A 21561-nucleotide genomic window follows, 5' to 3' on the forward strand; every position below is an offset into this window, starting at 1 on the left:
CGTCAGTTCAGACGCTGTCCACTGTCCGGGGCGAAATAGGACACTTTGCTCATATCGATGGACAGACCCAGCATCTCGCCGGGTGTGGCAATGGTTTCCGCATGCAACCGCGCCGTAACCATCTTACCGCCAAGTTCTGACACCACATACGTGTCAGCCCCGGCGGGCTCGACCATGTCGACCAGACAACTGGCGTCCTGCACATCCGCCCCGGCCCGAAACCCTGCCTCGGCAATATCTTCGGGGCGCAGGCCAAGGATCACGTCCTCGGGCAAGGCGGGTGCATGTTCATCGACCAATACAAGCGGCGCACCGCTGCCGCGTGCAATCTCGATCTGCGCACCTTTGTCACCTGTCCGCGCCTTCGCTGGGATCAGGTTCATCGCGGGCGAGCCCATAAAGTCAGCGACAAACAGGTTGGCGGGCTTGTTGTAGATCTCAGCAGGCGACCCGATCTGCTGGATCACACCGCCCTTCAAAACCACGATCTTGGTGGCGAGCGTCATCGCCTCGATCTGGTCATGGGTCACATAAACCATCGTTGCGCCTAGGGTCTGGTGCAGCTTCTTGATCTCGGACCGCATTTCTACACGCAGTTTCGCGTCGAGGTTAGACAGGGGTTCATCAAACAGAAAAAGCTTGGGGTCACGCACCAAGGCACGTCCCATCGCCACCCGCTGGCGTTGTCCGCCAGACAACTGCCCCGGACGACGGTTCAGAAGTTGTTCGATTTGCAACTGACTGGCCACTTCGTTCAGCTTGCGCGTTTGGGTTGCCTGATCAACCCCGCGCACTTTCATCCCGAAGGTTATGTTCTTGGCGACGCTCATGGTCGGGTAAAGCGCATATGATTGGAACACCATCGCGATGTCCCGATCTTTGGGGCTAACATCAGTCATGTTCTTGCCGCCGATCAACAGCTCTCCACCGGTGATTGGCTCAAGCCCTGCGATGCAGTTCAGAAGCGTGGATTTTCCACAGCCCGACGGGCCGACCAGCACAAGGAAATCACCCGGCTCGATCGCGATATTGATATCCTTCAAGATCTCAACCGGACCATAGTTCTTATAGAGGTTCTGGATTTCAAGAATGGGGGCCATAGGTCTTATCCCTTTACAGAGCCCGCGGTCAGTCCGCGGATGAAATATTTGCCAGCGACGATATAGACAAGCAGAGTCGGGGCGGCGGCGATGATCGCGGCGGCCATGTCGACATTGTATTCCTTAACGCCGGTTGTCGAATTAACGATGTTGTTCAACGCAACGGTCACGGGTTGCGTGCCCGCTTGACTGAAGGACACGCCGAACAGGAAATCGTTCCAGATTTGCGTGAACTGCCAGATGACGGTCACGACGATGATCGGCAAGCTGAGCGGCAGGAAGATTGACCAGAAGATACGGAAGAACCCTGCCCCGTCCACCTTAGCCGCTTTGGTCAGCTCGGACGGGATTGAGACATAGTAGTTGCGGAAGAACAGCGTGGTGAACCCGATCCCATAGATCACGTGAACGAAGATCAGCCCCGGAATGGTTCCCGCAATGCCCATCATGCCAAGCAGGCGGGCCATGGGAAGCAGCACCACCTGAAACGGGATGAAGCAGCCAAACAGCATCAGCGAGAAGATGATGTTCGCGCCCGGAAACCGCCATTGCGCCACCACATAACCGTTTAGCGCGCCAATAAAAGTCGAAATCGCGACCGCTGGCACGGCCAGCATGACCGAGTTCCAGAAATAGGGCCGCAATCCTTCGCACTGGATACCCGTACAAGCGCCGGACCATGCGGTTTTCCACGCGTCGAACGTGACCTCGCGGGGAAGCGCAACAAGGCTGCCGGTGCGGATCTCCTCAAGGCTTTTCAGCGAGGTCGTGACCATCACGAAAAGTGGCATCAGATAGTAAAGTGCGAACAGGCCAAGCAGAATGTAGAGCACCCAGCGCAGCGCGATTTTTCCGAACGCGCCACTTCTTTGTGCGGGGGGACGTGCAACATCAGTCATTTTTCGCTCGCAGTTCCGAATAGAGGTAGGGCACGACAATCGTGAACACGACCAGCATCATGATCATGGCAGAACTGGCCGCCTGACCAATGTCACCGCGCGAAAAAGCCATCGCATACATATAGGTTGCGGGCAGATCGGTCGCGTAGCCGGGGCCACCGCCAGTCAAGGCAATCACAAGGTCGAAGCTTTTGATCGCAAGGTGCGCCAGCACAATGAAGGCGGACATGAAGATCGGCCCCATCGACGGAATGATGATCGCGGAATAGATGCGCCATGTGGGAATGCCATCCACCTGTGCAGCCTTGATGATTTCCTCATCCACAGACCTGAGGCCCGCCAGAAACAGCGCCATGACAAAACCCGAGCTTTGCCACACAGCGGCCAGCACAATGGTATAGATCGCGAAATCCGGGTTCACCAGCCAGTCGAACGAGAAGGTCTCGAACCCCCAACTTTGCACGGTCGCCTGAATACCCAAGCCGGGATTCAATATCCACTTCCACGCTGTCCCGGTCACGATCATCGACAGCGCCATGGGGTAAAGATAGATGGTGCGGATCACGCCCTCGGTCCGGATTTTCTGATCCAGAAGAATGGCCAGAAGAAGACCCAGAACCATCGCAATGATGATAAAAAGAGCACCGAAAATGAACAGGTTGTTCATCGCTGTGTCCCACCGTGGCGAGGCAAACAAGCGTTTGTATTGAATGAAGCCGTCGATCTCGTATTTAGGCAGCAGACGAGAGCGGGTTAAAGAAACCCAGGCCGTCCAAGCGATAAACCCATACACAAAAACGAGAACGGCGATGAAAGAGGGCGCAAGCACCATCTTGGGCAGGTGCGTTTCCAGCCATTTTGTCATCAGATCGATCCCCGGATGGCTTCGCCCCCAGCCCGGTAATGGGCGGGGGCGAAATGGTCGGTTTTACATGCTGTTGGCGACGGCGTCGGCCAGCATCTGAACAGCGTCAGCCGACGACATGTCCGAGTTGAAATGCGCGGTCACAACATCAGTGATCGCACCCGCCTGCGCTCCGCGCAGCGCCATACCATGCGCATAGGATGGCAGCAGCGAACCAGATTTCGAGCTTGCGGTCATGTCAGCCGACGACGTAAGCGCGCAGCTGTCGAACTCATCCAGAGCGACGTCGACACGTGCCGGGATCGACCCCTTATTTAGGTTGAAAACTTTCTGGAAGTTCTTGCCGACGATCAGCTCTGCCAGAAGATCCTGACCAGCTTTCTTGTCGTCCCCGTCCACGTTGAACATGGCAAAGCTGTCAACATTGTACAGGAAGCCTTCACCCGGCGTGGATTGGCACAGGAAATCTTCGCCTGGCACTTTGCCTGCGGCAAGGAATTCGCCCTTAGCCCAGTCACCCATGATCTGAAACGCAGCCTCGCCATTCATGACCATGGCAGTCGCCAGGTTCCAGTCGCGACCCGAGAAATTGTCGTCTACATAGCCGCGCATTTTACGCATCTGATCGAACACAGCGAGCATGCCGTCTGACGTCAGAGTGTCCTTGTCCAGATCCACGAACGCTTTCTTGAACCCATCCGGGCCAAGAATGCCCAGCGCGACGGCTTCAAAAACGGTTGCGTCCTGCCACGCCTGCCCACCATGGGCCAGCGGAATGACGCCAGCGGCCAGCAGCTTGTCAGCGGCTACGTTGAACTCGTCCCATGTGGTGGGCATCTCGATGCCATTGGCTTCCAGCACATCCGCATTTGCCCAGATCCAGTCGATCCGGTGCACATTGACCGGGGCTGCACACCAAGTGCCTTCGCATTTCATATGGTTCGCGATGGATTCCGGCAGCACCTCGGCCCAGCCGTTTGCATCAGCCACCGCCGAAATGTCAGCCAGCACCCCCTCTTCATACCATTCCTGAATGGCAGGGCCTTTCAGTTGAACAGCGGTGGGTGCGTTGCCTGACAGAACACGTGCGCGCAGGGCCGTCATAGCAGCGTCGCCACCACCACCAGCAACTGGCATGTCAGTCCAGGTGCCGCCCTTGGCAGCGAACTCTTCCTGCAGGACGGCGACGGACTTAGCCTCGCCACCCGACGTCCACCAGTGCAATACTTCGGCTTGCGGTTCGGCCTGTGCCGCGGTGCTGGCCATGACGGCAAAAGCGGAAACGGCCGCAAAAGCGGTTCTTTTCATATTAGAGTCCTCCCATAATCTGCCACCCTCCTCGGCGGCGATAGCGCCAGCATGCGCCTGCAAACCGAGTCGCAGCAACGGTCAACAACATCTACAACCCGGCCAGACTGCAGTTTTTCTGCCATTCTGTTACAGCTTGTTACGTAATCCTTGATTCTGTTGCCTGTTGTTACAATGGCTAGATGCAAGAGTCGGTTCAGACCGGAAGGAGAAATTGAAACGTGACGATTCCACGCCTTCTTGTTGTTGACGATGACGCAGAGATGCGATCAATGATGACTCAATTCCTGCAACAACAAGGTTTCATTGCCCTACCTGCCGCATCCGAAAGCGATATCCGCGGTCATCTGAAAGCCGGACGCATTGATCTGATCCTTCTGGATGTGATGTTGGGTGATGAAAACGGGGTCGAGATTTGTGGCCGCCTGCGCAGCGAACAGGACGTGCCGATCATCCTTGTCTCAGCATTGTCCGCAGACCATCAACGCATGGCTGGATACGAGGTCGGAGCAGACGACTATATCGCCAAGCCATTCAATCCGCAGCTTTTGCTGGCGCGGGTGCGGGCCGTTCTGCTTCGCGCTCAACGCACGCCCTCTCTGGCCTATCGCCGCCGCGTGTCCGTCTTTCATTTCGGGGGTTGGGTGTTTGACGGGAAACGCGACGAAGTCGTATCGCCCGAAGGGTTTCAGGTAGCTCTGTCCCAGCGCGAAACCGCGCTGTTGAAGGTGTTGCTCGCAAATCCACACATCCCACTTACACGCGAGGAAATCGCGGCAGCGCTGGATGTGACCGGAGATGGAAACCAACCCGAGGCCTCGGGTCGCGCCATCGACGTGCTGGTCGGCCGACTTAGATCGAAGATTGAGAAACACCTGAAAGATCCGCAGATGTTGCGCACCGAGCGGGGCACAGGCTATGTGTTTGCGGTCGATGTGGCCGTGAAGGATGATTGATGTCACGTGCGTTTTCGCAAGGGCTATCAATGCGTCGGGTCGGTGGGGCATGGGTCGCCTTGGCTTTTTTGGCCGGCGTTGCCGCTGCCACGCTTTGGTTGGGGTCAGTTCGCACTTGGGATCGCCATCTGTCGCAAGCCTATGCGGCTGGGTTTACCATCTATGAATCGTTGCGGATCGGTGTGTCACCAGGAGACCAGATTTCCATCACGCCGCTGTCCGCAGGCGACGCGGCAACGGCCACGATGGGTGATTTTGCACGCCTGCCCGATACGCCCAAGCCTGCCTATGTCACCAATATTTCGATCCTGACCCGACCCGCGTCGCCAACAGATCGCGCGGTTCTGACCCTTGGCATTGTGTCAAACGAACTGGTTTATCCGATCTCGGATATCGTGGCGAGCAGTGACCCCATTCCCGCAGGTCGATTGGGTCAATTGACACGCCTTCTGGCCACTTATTGCAGCGAACCAATCATCTTTGCACGCTTTGCTGACAAGCCATGGCAGCGTGTTGATGGCACAGACATATGGGGGTGTGATACGGCACCCGCCGACATGCGTGTGCCTGCAGCGATCGCTGCGATTATCGCCCTGGCCGCACTTCTGACACACGTCGCCAACACCACGGCGCGTTTTGAGAGTTTTGCGCAGGCGCTGCACACACGTCGACGCTTTGGTGGCCCCGAAAGCTATGACATCGAGGGACCAACCGAATTGCGCAGTATTGTGGCTGCGGTGAACTCTTACTTGGAAGCTGAGCGCGCGCAACTTGCCCAACGGGCGATGGTCTTGTCCGGCGTTAGCCACGATTTAGGCACGCCGGCCACACGTTTAAGACTGCGGGCTGCCCTGATCCCTGATGATACTCTGCGCGGAAAGTTGGAAGCAGATATCGACCAGATGACCGGCATGATAGAAGGCGTGCTGACCTATACCCGGTCCGAGATCAACGCTGAAGAACCTCGCAACCTATCGCTTACTTCTCTGATCGACGCGTTGGTGGCAGACTATCAGGATACGGGCCGCCCTGTATCACTCCAGCATCCAGAGCCGGTCATCGTCAAAGGTGGCGCTTCGGTCTTCATGTCGCGCCGGGGTCACAGCCTGTTACCGGATGAACGCCGGGTGTTGGTAACAGCACGACCAATCTCGCTTCAACGGGCCATCGCGAACCTGATCGACAATGCGTTGAAATACGGACGGCGTGCCATAATCGAAATGCAAACAGACGCCGAGACCGCCACCATAATCGTCGAAGACGAAGGATCCGATTATTCTGTAGCGGATATCGAACGCATGATGGCACCGTTCGAACGCGGTGAAAATACCGTGAACATCGGAGGTTTTGGATTGGGGCTGACGATTGTCGCGACAGTTGCCAACCAACATGGTGGCACACTTAGGTTCGAAGCCGGAACAAAGGGGCTGCGGGCGTTACTGTCGATCCAGCGACATTGAAAAACGCGACTGGCGACCTGCCCAACGTTTAACACGTCGGACAGGCAAGTCATGCTTTATTGGCGCACGACATAGACCGAGCAGTCCGAATGGCGCACAACGCGGGCTGCGTTCGGGCCAAGAAGATAATCCTTCAGATCGGGGCGATGTGCTCCGATGACGATCAGGTCGGATTCACTCAGTTTGGCGGCGCGCAATACTTCTTCATACACCGATCCAACGGCCACGACATGACGCAAGGCTGCGTCCTGCTTTTCGCCCAATGTTGTTCTGGTCATGTTTTTAAGAAGTTCAATCGCCCGTTCCTTAACAGGTTCGATCTGATGGTCCTGAAAGTAGGCCCCAACCACAGACATGCCGTAATCGGGCACCACGGTGATCACGTCCAACTGTGCGCCCTCGACTTCGGCCAATTTGGACGCTGTGATCAGAACCTCCTTTTCCTCGTCAGGACGATTGATGTCCACGGCACAAAGAATTGTCTTGATCATGCCAGTTCTCCTTGTGGGGTTTCATCTTCGGCCCGACGCGATTGCAGGAAGGCCACAAGGGCCAGCAGCAGAAGCGCCGGTATAAAGATCAGCTCTTTCGGCAATTGATTGGACGGGGCTTGCACTGCCGCGATCTGCACAGGTTCGTCGCCATAGAAATCGAACGACGCGAGCTTATCGGACAGGAACGTGCCAAACATCGGCTCATCCAGTTTGATGGTATCACCTTCCGGGACCAGCATGATCCCCAACCCATCCAGCCGTGCCTGACCGTCAGCTTCGTTCGGCACATCGAACACGACCGTCAGGTCTTTGCTCTCCAACGTATCGAAGTCTGGGCCACGGATCACCGCACGAAGCTGATCACCGGGCGACGCCTCTTCCAGCGCGGTTGCGAATTGCGCTGGTGGAATTTCGGCAAACGGCGGTTGGATCTGGTTCATGAAGAACCCCGGACGGAACAGTGCAAAAGCAATGACCAAAAGCGCGACTGTTTCCCAGATACGTGACTTGGTCAGGAACCAGCCCATCGTGCCCGCCGTAAACACCAAGATGCCAATGGTCGAGACAATGAAGACGATAATGCCTTGTGTCACGGTCACATCAATCAGCAAAAGGTCGGTATTGAAGATGAACACAAACGGCAGCGCCACGGTCCGAAGGCTGTAAAAGAATGCGGTGAAGCCGGTGCGAATAGCATCGCCCCCCGATACAGCCGCCGCTGCGAAACTTGCCAATCCCACCGGCGGCGTCACATCCGCCATGATCCCGAAATAGAACACAAACAAGTGCACCGCGATCAGCGGCACGACCAGACCGGATTGTGCGCCCAATTCGACCACAACCGACACCATCAGCGACGACACAACGATATAGTTCGCCGTGGTCGGCAAACCCATCCCAAGGATCAGCGACAGAATAGCCACGAAGATCAGCATCAGTATCAGATTGCCGCCCGACAGGAACTCGACAAAATCGGCCATCACTTGCCCGATACCGGTCAGCGATACAGTCCCGACGATGATACCCGCCGTGGCCGTAGCCAGACCGATGCCAATCATATTGCGTGCGCCGTCGATCATGCCTTCGATCAGGTCCTTGAACCCTTCGCTCAACCGCGCAACCGCATCGCTTTCGCCACGGAACATGGCTTTCAGAGATTTCTGTGTCAGCAGAATGCCAAACAACAGGAAGGTCGCCCAGAAGGCCGACAGGCCGGGTGATTTGCGTTCGATCATCAGGAAATAGACCAGAACGATGATCGGCAGCATGTAGTAGAGGCCCGATTTGTAAATCTTTGCCACGTCGGGCAGTTCGACAACCGCTGCGTTCGGGTCATCCAGCTCAAGATCCGGGACCTTCGAGGCAAGATAGATCAGGGCAATGTAGATCGCGAACAACAGGATCGACAGCACCCAACCTGACCCCGACGGGAACAGCGACGTGATCCAGCCAACCGGGTATTGGGTGGCATAACACAGGATGGCAAAGCCCGCGAAGAAGGCGAACATGCCGCCAATCGTCTTGCCCATCGACACCACACGGTCCCCAATCGTCGGCATCTTGGTTTTCACGGCCTCAAGGTGGACGATGTAAACCAACGCAATGTAGGAAATGACCGCGGGCAGGAAGGCATGCGTGATCACCTCGACATATGAAATGCCGACATATTCCACCATCAGGAAGGCCGCAGCCCCCATGACGGGCGGCATGATCTGCCCGTTGACGGACGAGGCAACCTCGACCGCGCCAGCCTTCTCAGCCGAGAAGCCTACACGTTTCATCAGCGGAATGGTGAACGTGCCGGTGGTGACGACGTTGGCAATCGACGAACCCGAGATCAGGCCGGTGGCGGCTGAACCGACCACAGCGGCCTTCGCGGGGCCACCACGCAGGTGCCCCAGCGCGCCAAACGCCATTTTGATAAAGTAATTCCCGGCCCCTGCCCTGTCGAGCAATGCGCCGAACAAGACGAAGAGGAACACAAACTTGGTGGATACGCCCAACGCGATGCCAAAAACACCTTCGGAGGTAATCCACATATGGCTCATCGCTTTACGTAAGCTCGCGCCTGCCCAGCGGATCTGGTCTGGCACAACTTCGGACGATCCAAAGAAGACGTAGAAAAGAAATACAACGGCAAGGGCGACCATAACGGGGCCAAGCGTGCGGTAAGCTGCAAGGAACAGAAAGCCCAGCGCGATCAGCGAAATGATTGCATCGGTGTCGTCTGCCAAACCGCCGTTTCCGACGATCTTTTCGTAGAAAAAATAGCCATACATGGCGAGCATCGCGCCACCGACGCCGAAGATCCAATCGTACCAAGGAATGCGGTCACGCGGGCTGGATTTGAACAGCGGATAAGCCATGGCAGCCAGAAAGATTGCAAAGGCAAGGTGGATCTGACGCGAGTTGTTGATCAGATCTCCTGGCAATACATACGGCGCCACGGGCGAAGCCAACAACACCTGAAAGATCGACCAGATCAACGCAACCCCTGCGATCATCAGCCCAACCGGCCCGTGCGGACTGCGAGCACCTGTATCACTGGCTGCGACCAGTTCCTGTAACTCTTCTTCGCTGAGTGCGCGTTCTTCCTTTGCGGACATCTGTCCCTCCCTTGGCTGCGCGGATCTTTCGGCGGCAGCCCACACTGGTTCCGTTGGTTGTCACATGCCCGATCTTTTCGCCGGGTCAGGGAAGTCGGGGGCGGCGCACCGCCCCCGACAAAGGCATGTCCTGATCAGTTTACTCGATCAGGCCCTTTTCCTTGTAATACTTCTCGGCACCCGGGTGCAGTGGGGCAGACAGGCCAGCCGTTGCCATTTCTTTCGGGTCAAGATTGGCGAAGGCAGGGTGCAGACCTTTGAAGTCTTCAAAGTTTTCAAAAACCGACGAGACGACCGCATAGACCGCTTCATCCGACACTTGATCAGAACTGACGAAGGTCGCACCGACGCCAAAGGTCATCGTGTCTTCGTCATTGCCGCGATACATGCCGCCGGGAATGGTGGCGGTCCGATAGAACGGATTATCTTCGACCAGCTTGTTCACAACGTCGCCAGCCACTTCCACCAGCACGGAGTCACAAGCGGTTGTTGCTTCCTGGATCGAGCCCGATGGGTGGCCAACCGTGTATACCATGGCGTCAATCTGGTTGTCGCACAGCGCCGCCGATTGCTCGGATGCTTTCAGTTCAGTCGCCAGAGCGAAATCGCCGGTGGTCCAGCCCATGGCTTCCAGCAACACTTCCATCGTGCCACGCTGGCCAGAACCAGGGTTGCCGATATTGACGCGCTTGCCCTTCAGATCCTCGAAGGTTTTGATGCCTGAATCTGCACGTGCTACGACGGTGAAAGGTTCTGGGTGAACCGAGAACACGGCGCGCAGCCCTTCAAACGGACCAGCTTCTTCAAACTGCGAAGAGCCGTTATAGGCATGGTACTGCCAGTCGGATTGGGCCACACCAAACTCCAACTCGCCTTCGCGAATGGTGTTGATGTTATAGACCGATCCACCGGTCGATTCGACCGAGCAGCGCACGCCGTGTTCCTTGCGTCCCTTGTTCACCAGACGACAAATTGCGCCACCTGTCGGGTAGTACACGCCCGTCACACCGCCGGTGCCGATGGTGATAAACTCCTCGGCCATCGCGGCAGGGGCGAGAACCGCCGTCGCGGCAACCCCGACAAATGCTAGTTTGAACCTGTTCAACATCACTATACTCCCTTGTGTTGATGTTCTGATGTTATTCGGACCACACTTCGGCCAATTGCCGACTGCGCAGTTCGACTTCTGCAATTCGCTTTTGTGCCGCTGCACCTGAGCGACCGACAACCATCCCGATAATCGTTTCGATCAGGAACAAGGTCGTCACGTAGGATGAATAAAAATTTGCACTGTCCGCTGCCACGACGAAACTGACCGAGGCATATTCAAGCGCAGGACAGGCATGGGTATCGGTGATGACAATCACATAAACGCCCAAACTGTGCGCAAGTTTGGCAGACTTGATCACGTTTGACGCAAAGGGCGGCTTGGTCACGATCAACAGCGCATCACGCTCGTCCAAACCGGACAAGGCCCCGCCCAGCGAGGTCCCCATGCGATTCGCCAAACGCCAGTTATCCGTGCAGAAATTCGCCATATAGGACATGTATTCCACGATCCCCGTCGATCCCAACGCACCAAGTAACAAGACCTTACGTGCATTGACCAATACCTCGACGCAGGTTTCAAGCTCTTTGTCATCCAGCGACGCAAGCGCGTGGCTTAGATTGGACTGGCAAGCTGCGTAGTGGATGTCGACAAACCGGCTTTCGCCATCGTCGTGCTGCTTTTGAAGCTGCTCGGCTCGCTGTGCGAAATTGTTGACGCGGCGGTCGATCTTGTCGCGCATCTCTTCACGAAGCTCTTCGAAATCCTCGTATTCCAGCGCCTTGGCCAATCGTGAAAAAGCGGCGGGTGACACGCCACTGGTGCGGGACACCGTGCGCAACGGACGCGTTACGGCATCAAGCGGATTGTCCACAAGAAAATCCGCAGCACTGCGCAATGCATCGCTGAGATCGGCATACGCCAATGCGAGCCTCTGTTCGAAGCGCTTCTCCAAATTGCCCCCCTGACTGGACAAAAGCAGTGTTCCCTTTGTTTCACACGTTGTCAAATGGCGTTTTTTTTGTTTCAATGACATCGAATTTCGGAGGACGCCATGTCACACGTATTTCCCCGTCACACCAAAGTCATCCCACCTATCGCCGTGAAAGGAGATGGAATTTATATATTTGATTCAAAAGGGAATAAATACCTTGACGGGTCAGGTGGCGCTGCAGTGTCCTGCCTTGGGCACTCGGACCCAGATGTGATCGCAGCGATTAAGACCCAGGTCGAAAAACTGGCCTTTGCCCATACCGGATTCCTATCATCAGAGCCCGCAGAATCACTCGCAGACCGGTTGATCGCCCATGCACCGGATGGAATCGAGCGTGTCTATTTCATATCGGGCGGCTCCGAAGCGGTGGAAAGCGCCTTGAAACTGGCGCGGCAATACATGATCGAAACCCGCCAGCCACAGCGCACAAAATTCATTTCTCGTCGTCAAAGCTATCACGGCAACACGTTGGGCGCACTTGGCACCGGGGGGAATGAATGGCGGCGCGAACCTTTTGCGCCGGTCATGGTGTCTGCCTCACATATTGCGCCCTGCTATGAATATCGACTGCGCCGAGAAGAAGAGACGTTGGAAGAATACGGTCAACGCGCTGCCAATGAGCTGGAGGCGGAACTGCTTCGCCAAGGGCCTGAAAATGTCATCGGCTTTATCGCCGAGCCTGTCGTGGGTGCAACGGCTGGTGCTGTGCCCGCCGTTCCCGGGTATTTCAAGCGCATTCGTGAGATTTGCGATCAATACGGCGTCCTGCTGATCCTTGACGAAGTTATGTGTGGCATGGGGCGCACCGGCACGCTGTTTGCCTGCGAACAGGACGGTATCTCTCCTGATCTGATTACCATCGCCAAGGGGCTGGGCGCGGGGTATCAGCCGATCGGTGCGATGTTGTGCTCGGGCAAGATTTACGAGGCAATCGAGACCGGCAGCGGCTTTTTCCAGCACGGCCACACCTATGTCGGCCACCCGACGGCCTGCGCTGCGGCCGATGCGGTGGTGAAAAAGCTGACGGATGGTGGCTTGGCAGCCCGGTCTGCACAGATGGGTGAGATGCTGATGACTGCGTTGACAGATGCGTTCGGCCAGCACCCCCATATCGGTGACATCCGCGGACGCGGCATGTTTCGTGGGCTTGAGATCGTCGAGGACCGCGAAACAAAGACACCCTTCGATCCTGCAAAAGGTATTGCGGCAAAGCTAAAGAAACAGACCTTTGCCAATGGGCTGATCTGTTATCCGATGGCCGGCACAATTGACGGACGGCAAGGGGACCATGTGTTGATCGCCCCACCCTTCATCATAACCGACAACCAGATCGATGAGCTTGTCGGCAAGCTGTCAAAATCCATCGCCGAGGTCATATGACCCGCCTTCCAAACCTGATGGTCGCGCCCAACGGCGCACGGTTGACCAAGGCAGATCACCCGGCCTTGCCCATGACCCTGCCAGAAATTGTCGTAACAGCACGTGATTGTCAGGCTGCCGGTGCCGATGGTCTGCACTTGCACCTGCGCGACGCCGGTGGTGGGCACCTGTTGGATGCAGGCGCGTATCGTGAGGCGGTTCAGGAACTGAACGCTCAGGTCCCCGATATGGCGATCCAGATCACCACCGAAGCAGTTGGAAAATATGATCCGCCCCATCAACGGCAGGTCGCCCTGCAATCTGGCGCAATGTCAGTTTCCGCATCGATCCGTGAACTGTGCCGAGACACGGAAGACGTCACCCGAGGGTTTTATACGGAATGTGCTGCGCAAGGCATTGCCATCCAGCATATCCTTTACGACCGTGCGGACGGTGACCTGCTTTGTCAGACCTTGCCATCAGGCTTGCTAAATTCCTCTGACCTGCAACTGCTGTTCGTCCTTGGACGCTATGCAGCAGATCAGAATTCGGACCCGCACGATCTGGATGACTTTATGGATTGGTTAGGGGTCCATGATCTGTCCCCCGACTGGGCCGTGTGCGCCTTTGGTCAAAATGAAACGGCGTCATTGGTCTATGCAGCAAAACTGGGTGGGAAATGCCGCGTCGGCTTTGAAAATGCCCGCGTCCATGCCGACGGTCGAAAAGCCCTCAACAATGCGGAACGAGTTATTGCGGTTCGCGACGCGATCAAACACCAATAGGACAAGGCCTGCACGCCCAGTCGGCTTCTGCCACATTCCCCGATAGCCAAACCTTCCAAATTGTCGCATTCTGTCACGATATGACTGCATGAAACTGGGAGGAATACATGCGCAAACTACTTGGCCGCACTGCGTTTGCCGCCGTCTCGCTGGCCTTTGCCACCGAGGCCATGGCGACAGAATGGAACGTGTCCCTATGGGGCAAACGCCGCGCCTTCACCGAACATGTCGAAAAGTTGGCTGAGCTGGTCAGTGAAAAAACCAATGGCGAGTTCACTTTGAATATTAGTTATGGCGGCCTGTCCAAGAACACGGAAAATCTGGACGGCATTGCCATCGGTGCTTTCGAGATGGCGCAGTTCTGCGCGGGATATCACCGCGATAAGAACCCGTCTATCACCGTGCTGGAACTGCCGTTCCTTGGCGTCACATCGCTGGAACAGGAAATCGCGCTGTCCAAGGCAGTGTATCAACATCCGGCCACGCAGGAAGACCTAGGACGTTGGGACGCGACACTTCTGATGCCGTCGCCTCTGCCGCAATATAACCTTGTCGGTGTCGGCGACGCGCCGACCACGCTGGCAGACTTTAACGGGTTGAGCGTGCGTGCCACGGGCGGGATCGGTGCCGCGATGGAGACTGTTGGCGCAGTGCCAACGTCAATGTCTGCGACCGAAGTGCGGCAGGCGATGGACAGCGGCATCGTGAAAGCGGTGTCTTTCGCACCCCATGCCCACATGTCGTTCGGCACCATTGAGAATGGCAAATGGTGGACGACCAACCTGAATCCCGGCACGGTCAATTGTCCTGTCGTCGTGAACACACCCGCACTGGAAAGCCTGTCGGACGCCCATCGCGATGCTTTGTTTGGGTCGGTGGACGAAGCTCTGGCGCATTATGTGGACTTCTACAACAACCAGACTATGGCGGCCTGGGGTCCTGCGCTGGAAGAGCGCGGGATCGAACAAGTGACCTTCTCGGACGATGGGATTGCCGCCTTTAAAGAGGCCGCCGCCGCCCCTGCTGCTACAGCGTGGATCGAAGAAAACGCGGCCCGCGGCCTTCCCGCACAAGAGCTCTATGATCTTGTCACGGGAATGATCGCCAACGGAAGCTGACACCATTGCCCCGCGCCTGACATGTCGGGCGCGGGGCAGATGTCAGATCATTTCACCGCGCACGCATAAGAGGACCTCATGGCTGGATCATCCCTTGTGCTGTCAGACGACAGCACACTCAGTAAAATCGACCAAGGGCTGTATCGGCTGGAATCTGCGCTGGCACTGATCAGCGGGCTTGCGGTGTTTTCCCTGATGATTCTGGCGGTCGCTTCGGTCAGCGGGCGCAACTTTTTCCAACAACCGTTGCCGGGCTATGTGGACTGGATCGAACAAGCCATGCCCCTGATCGCCTTTATGGGGGTCGCCTATACGCAGCGTGACGGCGGACATATCCGCATGGACATTCTGGTTGGCAAATTGCGGGGTCGCGCTCTGTATCTGGTCGAGATCATTACGACGCTGGCGATCTTAACCTTCATGGCGCTGATCGTCTGGGGCAGTTGGGCGCATTTCGCGCGCAGCTTTGACTTTGCAGCCCCAATGTGGAGCCGCGACAGTTCGATGGACATCGCGCTGCCGCTTTGGCCGGCAAAACTTCTGGCACCAGTGGCGTTCAGCGTGTTGTGCCTTCGTTTGATTGTTCAAATCTATGCTTTTGGTCGGGCTTTCGTACGCAACGATCCCTCTCCCGTCGCGGTGCCACTGGTCGCAGATGCAGCGACGCAGGCTGCTCTGGAAGCCCAACACGTCTCGGGCCGTGACAGCGAGGGGGCATGAACATGGAGCCGATTGACATAGGTCTGATCGTATCAGGCGGAATGCTTGTGCTTGTGCTGCTTGGCATGCGGGTTGCCTTTGCGGCTGGGCTTGCCGGGCTGGTTGGTCTGATTTGGATCTTCTGGGCCAAGTTCGGTTATGACCCGGCGCGCTTTGGAAAGGCGCTGACCGTTGCGGTGAAAACCGCAGGACAGGTACCGCATTCCAAAGTGTCCTCACAGGCGCTTAGCCTGATCCCCACTTTCATCCTGATCGGCTACCTTGCCTATTACGCTGGTTTGACAAAAGCCTTGTTCGAAGCCGCGAAACGCTGGCTGGCCTGGGTGCCAGGTGGCTTGGCCGTCTCGACCGTGTTTGCCACGGCCGGGTTCGCTGCTGTGTCGGGCGCATCAGTCGCGACCTCTGCAGTCTTTGCCCGCATCGCCATTCCAGAGATGCTGGCCATTGGCTATGACAAGCGCTTTGCTGCAGGTGTCGTGGCGGCGGGCGGTACGCTGGCCTCGCTGATCCCGCCGTCAGCGATCCTTGTTATCTATGCGATCATCGTCGAACAGGACGTGGGGAAACTGTTGCTTGCAGGCTTTATTCCCGGCGCTTTCTCGGCGGTTGTCTATGGTCTTTTGATCATCGGGATGGCGATGATCATCAAGGGGTTCGGACCACCCGTCACCGGTTTTACGTGGAAAGAACGGTTTACCGCCCTGCCCCCGGCGCTGCCCATCGTCTTTGTCGTCGTGACCATCATCTTCTTCGTCTACAACCCTTTTGGCGGCGACGCTTGGGGCACTCCGACCGAAGGCGGTGCGATCGGCGCCTTTGTCGTCTTTCTGATGGCGCTTTATCGCGGGATGCGATGGAGCGAGTTGAAAGATGCGCTGCTGGAAACAGCGAAACTATCGGTGATGATCTTCACGATCATCTGGGGTGTGCTGATCTATGTGCGGTTTCTGGGCTTTGCCGGGCTTCCGTCGGCGTTTTCTGATTGGATCACCTCGCTGACCCTGTCACCGATGCTGATCCTGATCTGCATCCTTTTGGCCTATGCTGTACTGGGTATGTTCATGGATGCGATCGGAATGCTGCTTCTGACCCTGCCGGTGGTCTATCCGGCCATCATGGCGCTAAATGGGGGCGAAGCCGTATCTGCCGTCGACAGCACCTTCGGCATGTCCGGCCCTATGTGCGCCATCTGGTTTGGGATACTCGTGGTGAAAATGGCCGAGTTCTGCCTGATCACCCCCCCCATCGGCCTGAACTGCTTTGTCGTGGCCGGTGTGCGCGATGATCTAAGTGTGCAAGACGTGTTCAAGGGCGTAACACCCTTCTTCATCGCCGACGCCATAACCATCGCTTTGCTGGTAGCGTTCCCGATGATCGTGCTTTGGCTTCCCAGTCAGGTCTAATATACAATGGGCTTTCGCTCTCTTACTTACCGCTACGGCAACCGTTCAAATTAGCTGCTCGGTCCGATAGTATTGATCACTTTCTGTCACATGTGTCTGGTAAATTTATCAAAGTGAACCTAGTTAACATGTTTACATCATCCTACATAACTGCCTGTGCACATTTCTGATGAAGGACAGTGGAATGCCGAAAGATGAGCTGCCTGATCTGAACGGGCAACTGAAATTCGAAGACGACAAGGGTGCCGGACGCTCCAAGTGGTTGGCCGCGTTGTTTGCCATTGTGCTGGTTGGTTGGATGGGCAGCGGATATATCATTCCATCGCATCCTGTTGAAGAGCCTGCCGACGAACCCGCGGCGCGCGCCATTGCCGTTGCGGTCATGACATCAACCGCTCAGGACATTGATCTTGTCCTGATCTCTGAAGGGCAATCAATCCCTGACCGCGCAACCAATATCGCCGCCAAGGTTGGGGGCGAAGTCTTGTCTGTCTCGGTCGGACGTGGCGATCTTGTAGCCACTGGACAAGAGATTGGCCGCTTGGACGCCGCCACCATCGAAGCACAGCTCGTGCAAGCACAGACCCAGTTGGATCAGGCGACCAGCGATCTTGAAAAATCAACTTCGCTGCAAAAAAGCGGGATCACCACTGAAGACCGTGTGTTGCAAGCTCGTGCGGCAAAGGCCTCGGCCGAGGCGGCTGTGGCAGCCGCGCAAGAGCAGTTGACAAACACCGTGATCCGCGCACCTTTCGCCGGGCGGCTGAACGACATGACGCTGGATGAAGGCGAGTTTGTGAACAGTGGCGACGTGGTGGCCGAGGTTCTGGACAACAACCCGCTGTCAATTGTCGTGCAGGTTCCCCAACAGGCATTGTCACGGCTGGAAAAAGGTCAAACGGCGAAGGTGTCGTTTATCACGGGCGAAGTGCGCAATGGGACGGTTGCCTTCATCGGGGCCAATGCGGACAGCCAGACACGGACGTTCCGGGTTGAGGTCACCGTTGACAATCCTGACAGCGAAATGCCCGCAGGTCTAAGCGCGCGTATCGCCATTCCAACCGGAAAGGCACGCGGTCATTTCATTTCTCCGGCTATCCTGTCGCTGGGAACCGATGGCGAGTTGGGTATCAAAACGGTCACTGACGGAAATGTTGTCGAATTCGCCCCTGTGTCCATCGTGCGCGCCCAAACCGATGGCATTTGGGTCACTGGTTTGCCGGAAACCGCCGAGATTATCACCGTGGGCCAAGGCTTCGTCAACGCGGGCGACACGGTCGATCCACGCCCGGCAGATACACCTGTCGCGACCGAGGTCGCCCAATGAAAACCCTGATCACAGCCGCGTTCAATCGCAGCAAGGTTGTTCAGCTGCTTTTGGTATTTCTTCTGATCATCGGCGCGTTTGCCTATTACGCGATCCCGAAGGAAAGCAATCCCGAGATTCCGATCCCGATCGTCTATGTCTCGACCGGGCTGGACGGCATTTCGCCCGAAGATGCCGAAGATGTGTTGATCGGCCCGATGGAGACAGAGTTCGCCTCGCTCACCGGTCTGAAATCCATGACGGCGACCGCCAGCGAAGGCCATGCCAGCGTTCAATTGGAGTTTGAACCGGGTTTTGACGCGGACGAGGCGTTGCAGAAGGTGCGCGAAGCGGCCGACAAGGCGGAAAACGACCTTCCGCAAGATGCTCGCGTAACCGTCACCGAAATCAACACCGCGCTGTTTCCCATCTTGACGGTGATCCTGTCCGGCCCCGTGCCAGAACGGACCCTGAACGATCTGGCCGACGATCTGAAGGACAACATCGAAGCGCTGGGCGGCGTGTTGGAAGTCGATATTGGCGGCAAGCGCGAACAATTGCTTGAGGTCTTGATCGACCCCACAGTGTTTGAGACTTACAACATTACGTTTGAAGAACTGATCGGATCGATCAACCGCAACAACCAATTGATTGCTGCCGGTGCGATCGAAAGCGAAGCCGGGCGGCTTGTCCTGAAGGTGCCAGGGCTGATCGAAAACATGTCCGATGTGATGGAGCTGCCGGTGCTGGTGCGCGGTCAAACGGTCGTGACTTTCGCAGATGTGGCCACCATTCGCCGCACATTCAAAGACCCCGACGGTTTTGCTCGGATCGACGGACAGCCCGCTTTGGCGCTTGAGATCAAGAAACGCGTCGGCGCAAACATCATCGAAACCGTCGCCGAGGTGCGCGACGTGATCAGCACCGCGCAAGCCAATTGGCCGGACAGCGTCCATATCAGCTATACACTTGATGAAAGCGAACAGGTGAAGTCCATGCTGTCGGACCTTGAGGCTAACGTGATCGCCGCCATCATTCTTGTGATGATCGTGGTGGTCTATGCGCTTGGCCTGCGGTCGTCCCTTCTGGTCGGATTGGCCATACCAGGGGCTTTTCTGACCGGCGTCGCGGGACTTTATTTCATGGGCTACACGATGAATATCGTGGTCCTGTTCTCGCTGATCCTTGTGGTCGGGATGTTGGTCGATGGAGCCATCGTGACCGTCGAACTTGCCGATCGCTACCTGCACGAAGGGAAATCCTCGAAAGAGGCTTACGCCGAAGCTGCGAAGCGGATGGCTTGGCCCATCATCGCCTCGACCGCCACGACATTATGTGTGTTCTTTCCGCTGCTGTTCTGGTCAGGCACAGTCGGCGAGTTCATGAAATTTCTGCCGATCACGGTGATCATCACCTTGGCCGCGTCCCTGTTCATGGCACTGGTATTCATCCCCGTGGTGGGTGGACTAATCGGAAAGCAACAAAGGCAGTCCGCAAAATCGAAAGCTCAACATTACGCCGCAGAACGAGGTGATCCGCGCATGATGACCGGCGTCATGGGGGTCTATGTCAGACTGCTAAAGTGGTCGATCAAACGCCCGAGCGTCACGCTCAGCTTCGCTGTGATCGCACTCGTCGCCTCGTTCGTGGCCTACGGATCACTTGGCAATGGCCTGACCTTCTTTCCCGAAGTCGAACCGGATTACGCACAGGTTGAAGTCCGCGCCAAGGACAACTTCTCGGTCTATGAACAAGACGCATTGGTGCGGCGGGTCGAGGCAAAACTGTCAGACTATGACGAAATCGCCAGCACCTACGCCCGTTCGGGCGGTGGACGCGATGGCAGCGACGCCATCGGCTCGTTGCAGTTGGAGCTGGCCGAATGGGACACGCGGCGACCCGTGGTCGATATCGCCGAGGACATTCGCAGAGACGTCGCCACCATTCCGGGCATTGATGTGCAGGTGCAGACTGCTGTGGCCGGGCCAGGAGGCGGCAAACCGGTCAACCTTGAGGTTGCTTCCAACACGCCAGCAGATCAGCAGGCAGGTGTCACGCTAATCATCGAGACAATGGAGCGTCTGGGGGGGTTCACCGACATCGTCGAAACCAGCGCTTCGCCGGGTGTGGAATGGCAGATTGCCATTGACCGTTCCGAAGCCGCACGTGCAGGCGCGGATGTGGCCATTCTGGGCCAGGCTGTGCAACTGCTGACCCAAGGAATAACGGTGGCCAATTACCGCCCTGGCGACACGGATGGCGAAGTGGACATCGTCGTCCGCTTCCCCGCCGTCGACCGCACCTTGGCCGAATTGCAAAACCTGCGCGTGCCTACCAGCGCCGGGTTGGTGCCGATCTCAAATTTCGTGTCCTTCAATCCCGCGCCGCGCAGTGGCGTTATCACACGGATTGATCAGGAACGCGTCATTTCGATCTCGGCGGATGTGGCGCCGGGTGTATTGGTCAACGACCAGATCCTTGCTTTGCAAGGCGCGTTGAAGGGGATCGACCTGCCCGATAGCGTCGAAGTGAAATTCGGCGGCGAGGCCGAAGAACAAGCCGAGGCGATGACATTCCTGATCGGTGCGTTCCTGTCGGCCATTGGACTGATGTTTTTGATCCTGCTGACCCAGTTCAACAGCTTCTGGCAAGCCTTCGTGGTGATGTCTGCGATTGTCTTTTCGATCGCAGGCGTGCTCTTGGGTCTGATGATCACAGGGCGGCCTTTCGGCGTTGTGATGGGCGGGATTGGTGTGATCGCGCTGGCGGGTATTGTGGTGAACAACAATATCGTGCTGATCGACACATATAACGAGTTGAAAGCTGCTGGCGCTTCGCCCTATGAGGCTGCGCTTCGCACCGGTGCGCAGCGTCTACGCCCGGTCGTGCTAACCTCGGTCACGACCGCGCTGGGTCTGATGCCGATGGTGATCGGGCTGAACATCAACTTCTTCACGCGTGAGATTGTCTATGGCGCGCCCTCGACCCAGTGGTGGACCGAATTGTCCAGCGCCATCGCAGGCGGATTGGTGTTTGCGACTGTACTGACCCTGATCGTCACGCCATCCATGTTGATTTTGGGTGAAAAACGCGCGACACGCGCGGTGGCCAAGGGGGCGGCACAACCTGCTGAGTGAGCG

General features: G+C 56.9%; 17 protein-coding genes. 9 read left to right on the forward strand and 8 right to left on the reverse strand.

Annotated elements, in window-relative coordinates; translation table 11 throughout:
* Positions 1–2 precede the first annotated feature (2 nt).
* The 4 genes from ugpC to MWU51_RS10265 form a co-directional block, all read right to left on the reverse strand.
* On the reverse strand, positions 3–1100 hold the full coding sequence (gene ugpC / locus MWU51_RS10250; protein ID WP_247036936.1) for a sn-glycerol-3-phosphate ABC transporter ATP-binding protein UgpC: 1098 nt from the start codon (positions 1098–1100) through the stop codon (positions 3–5).
* Between the two features lie 5 nt (positions 1101–1105).
* Positions 1106–1999, reverse strand: coding sequence for a carbohydrate ABC transporter permease (locus MWU51_RS10255; RefSeq protein ID WP_247036938.1), 894 nt, complete (start codon positions 1997–1999; stop codon positions 1106–1108).
* Complete coding sequence (locus MWU51_RS10260) at positions 1992–2864, reverse strand: sugar ABC transporter permease (RefSeq protein WP_247036940.1); 873 nt, start codon at positions 2862–2864, stop codon at positions 1992–1994. Before MWU51_RS10260 ends, MWU51_RS10255 begins: the two co-directional genes overlap by 8 nt.
* 63 nt (positions 2865–2927) lie before the next feature.
* Complete coding sequence (locus MWU51_RS10265) at positions 2928–4172, reverse strand: ABC transporter substrate-binding protein (protein WP_247036942.1); 1245 nt, start codon at positions 4170–4172, stop codon at positions 2928–2930.
* Between the two features lie 221 nt (positions 4173–4393).
* On the opposite strand from MWU51_RS10265, the gene MWU51_RS10270 reads away from it, so the two are divergent.
* On the forward strand, positions 4394–5128 hold the full coding sequence (locus MWU51_RS10270; protein ID WP_247036943.1) for a response regulator transcription factor: 735 nt from the start codon (positions 4394–4396) through the stop codon (positions 5126–5128).
* Positions 5128–6588 (forward strand): ATP-binding protein, encoded by a 1461-nt coding sequence (locus MWU51_RS10275; RefSeq protein ID WP_247036945.1) that lies wholly within the window; start codon positions 5128–5130, stop codon positions 6586–6588. Before MWU51_RS10270 ends, MWU51_RS10275 begins: the two co-directional genes overlap by 1 nt.
* A 56-nt stretch (positions 6589–6644) precedes the next feature.
* On the opposite strand, the gene MWU51_RS10280 is transcribed toward MWU51_RS10275, so the two are convergent.
* From MWU51_RS10280 to MWU51_RS10295, 4 genes are all read right to left on the reverse strand, one after another.
* Positions 6645–7079, reverse strand: a complete 435-nt coding sequence (locus MWU51_RS10280) for a universal stress protein (protein WP_247036947.1) — start codon at positions 7077–7079, stop codon at positions 6645–6647.
* Entirely contained in the window at positions 7076–9688 is a 2613-nt protein-coding gene (locus tag MWU51_RS10285; protein WP_247036949.1) for a TRAP transporter permease, read from the reverse strand. Before MWU51_RS10285 ends, MWU51_RS10280 begins: the two co-directional genes overlap by 4 nt.
* Before the next feature lie 139 nt (positions 9689–9827).
* Positions 9828–10796, reverse strand: coding sequence for a TAXI family TRAP transporter solute-binding subunit (locus MWU51_RS10290; RefSeq protein ID WP_247036951.1), 969 nt, complete (start codon positions 10794–10796; stop codon positions 9828–9830).
* 31 nt (positions 10797–10827) lie between these two features.
* Positions 10828–11691 (reverse strand): MurR/RpiR family transcriptional regulator, encoded by an 864-nt coding sequence (locus tag MWU51_RS10295; RefSeq protein ID WP_247036953.1) that lies wholly within the window; start codon positions 11689–11691, stop codon positions 10828–10830.
* Between the two features lie 99 nt (positions 11692–11790).
* Between MWU51_RS10295 and MWU51_RS10300 the strand changes: the two genes are divergently transcribed.
* The 7 genes from MWU51_RS10300 to MWU51_RS10330 all read left to right on the forward strand — a co-directional run bounded on the left by MWU51_RS10300 (position 11791) and on the right by MWU51_RS10330 (position 21558).
* Complete coding sequence (locus MWU51_RS10300) at positions 11791–13110, forward strand: aspartate aminotransferase family protein (protein WP_247036955.1); 1320 nt, start codon at positions 11791–11793, stop codon at positions 13108–13110.
* The gene (locus MWU51_RS10305) at positions 13107–13874 is read left to right on the forward strand and encodes a 3-keto-5-aminohexanoate cleavage protein (protein WP_247036957.1); all 768 of its coding nucleotides are present in this window, start codon (positions 13107–13109) and stop codon (positions 13872–13874) included. The genes MWU51_RS10300 and MWU51_RS10305 overlap by 4 nt, the downstream gene beginning before the upstream one ends.
* 107 nt (positions 13875–13981) lie before the next feature.
* On the forward strand, positions 13982–14992 hold the full coding sequence (locus MWU51_RS10310; RefSeq protein WP_247036959.1) for a C4-dicarboxylate ABC transporter substrate-binding protein: 1011 nt from the start codon (positions 13982–13984) through the stop codon (positions 14990–14992).
* 78 nt (positions 14993–15070) lie between these two features.
* Positions 15071–15712: a TRAP transporter small permease gene (locus tag MWU51_RS10315; protein WP_247036961.1), complete on the forward strand. Its 642-nt coding sequence runs from the start codon at positions 15071–15073 to the stop codon at positions 15710–15712.
* A gap of 2 nt (positions 15713–15714) precedes the next feature.
* A complete protein-coding gene (locus tag MWU51_RS10320) occupies positions 15715–17115 on the forward strand; it encodes a TRAP transporter large permease (protein ID WP_247036963.1) in 1401 nt (466 codons plus the stop codon).
* 184 nt (positions 17116–17299) lie between these two features.
* Positions 17300–18442 (forward strand): efflux RND transporter periplasmic adaptor subunit, encoded by a 1143-nt coding sequence (locus tag MWU51_RS10325; protein WP_247036965.1) that lies wholly within the window; start codon positions 17300–17302, stop codon positions 18440–18442.
* A complete protein-coding gene (locus tag MWU51_RS10330) occupies positions 18439–21558 on the forward strand; it encodes an efflux RND transporter permease subunit (protein ID WP_247036967.1) in 3120 nt (1039 codons plus the stop codon). Before MWU51_RS10325 ends, MWU51_RS10330 begins: the two co-directional genes overlap by 4 nt.
* Positions 21559–21561 lie beyond the last annotated feature (3 nt).

Origin of the sequence: Aliiroseovarius sp. F47248L (assembly GCF_023016085.1) — a bacterium.
Classification (GTDB): domain Bacteria; phylum Pseudomonadota; class Alphaproteobacteria; order Rhodobacterales; family Rhodobacteraceae; genus Aliiroseovarius.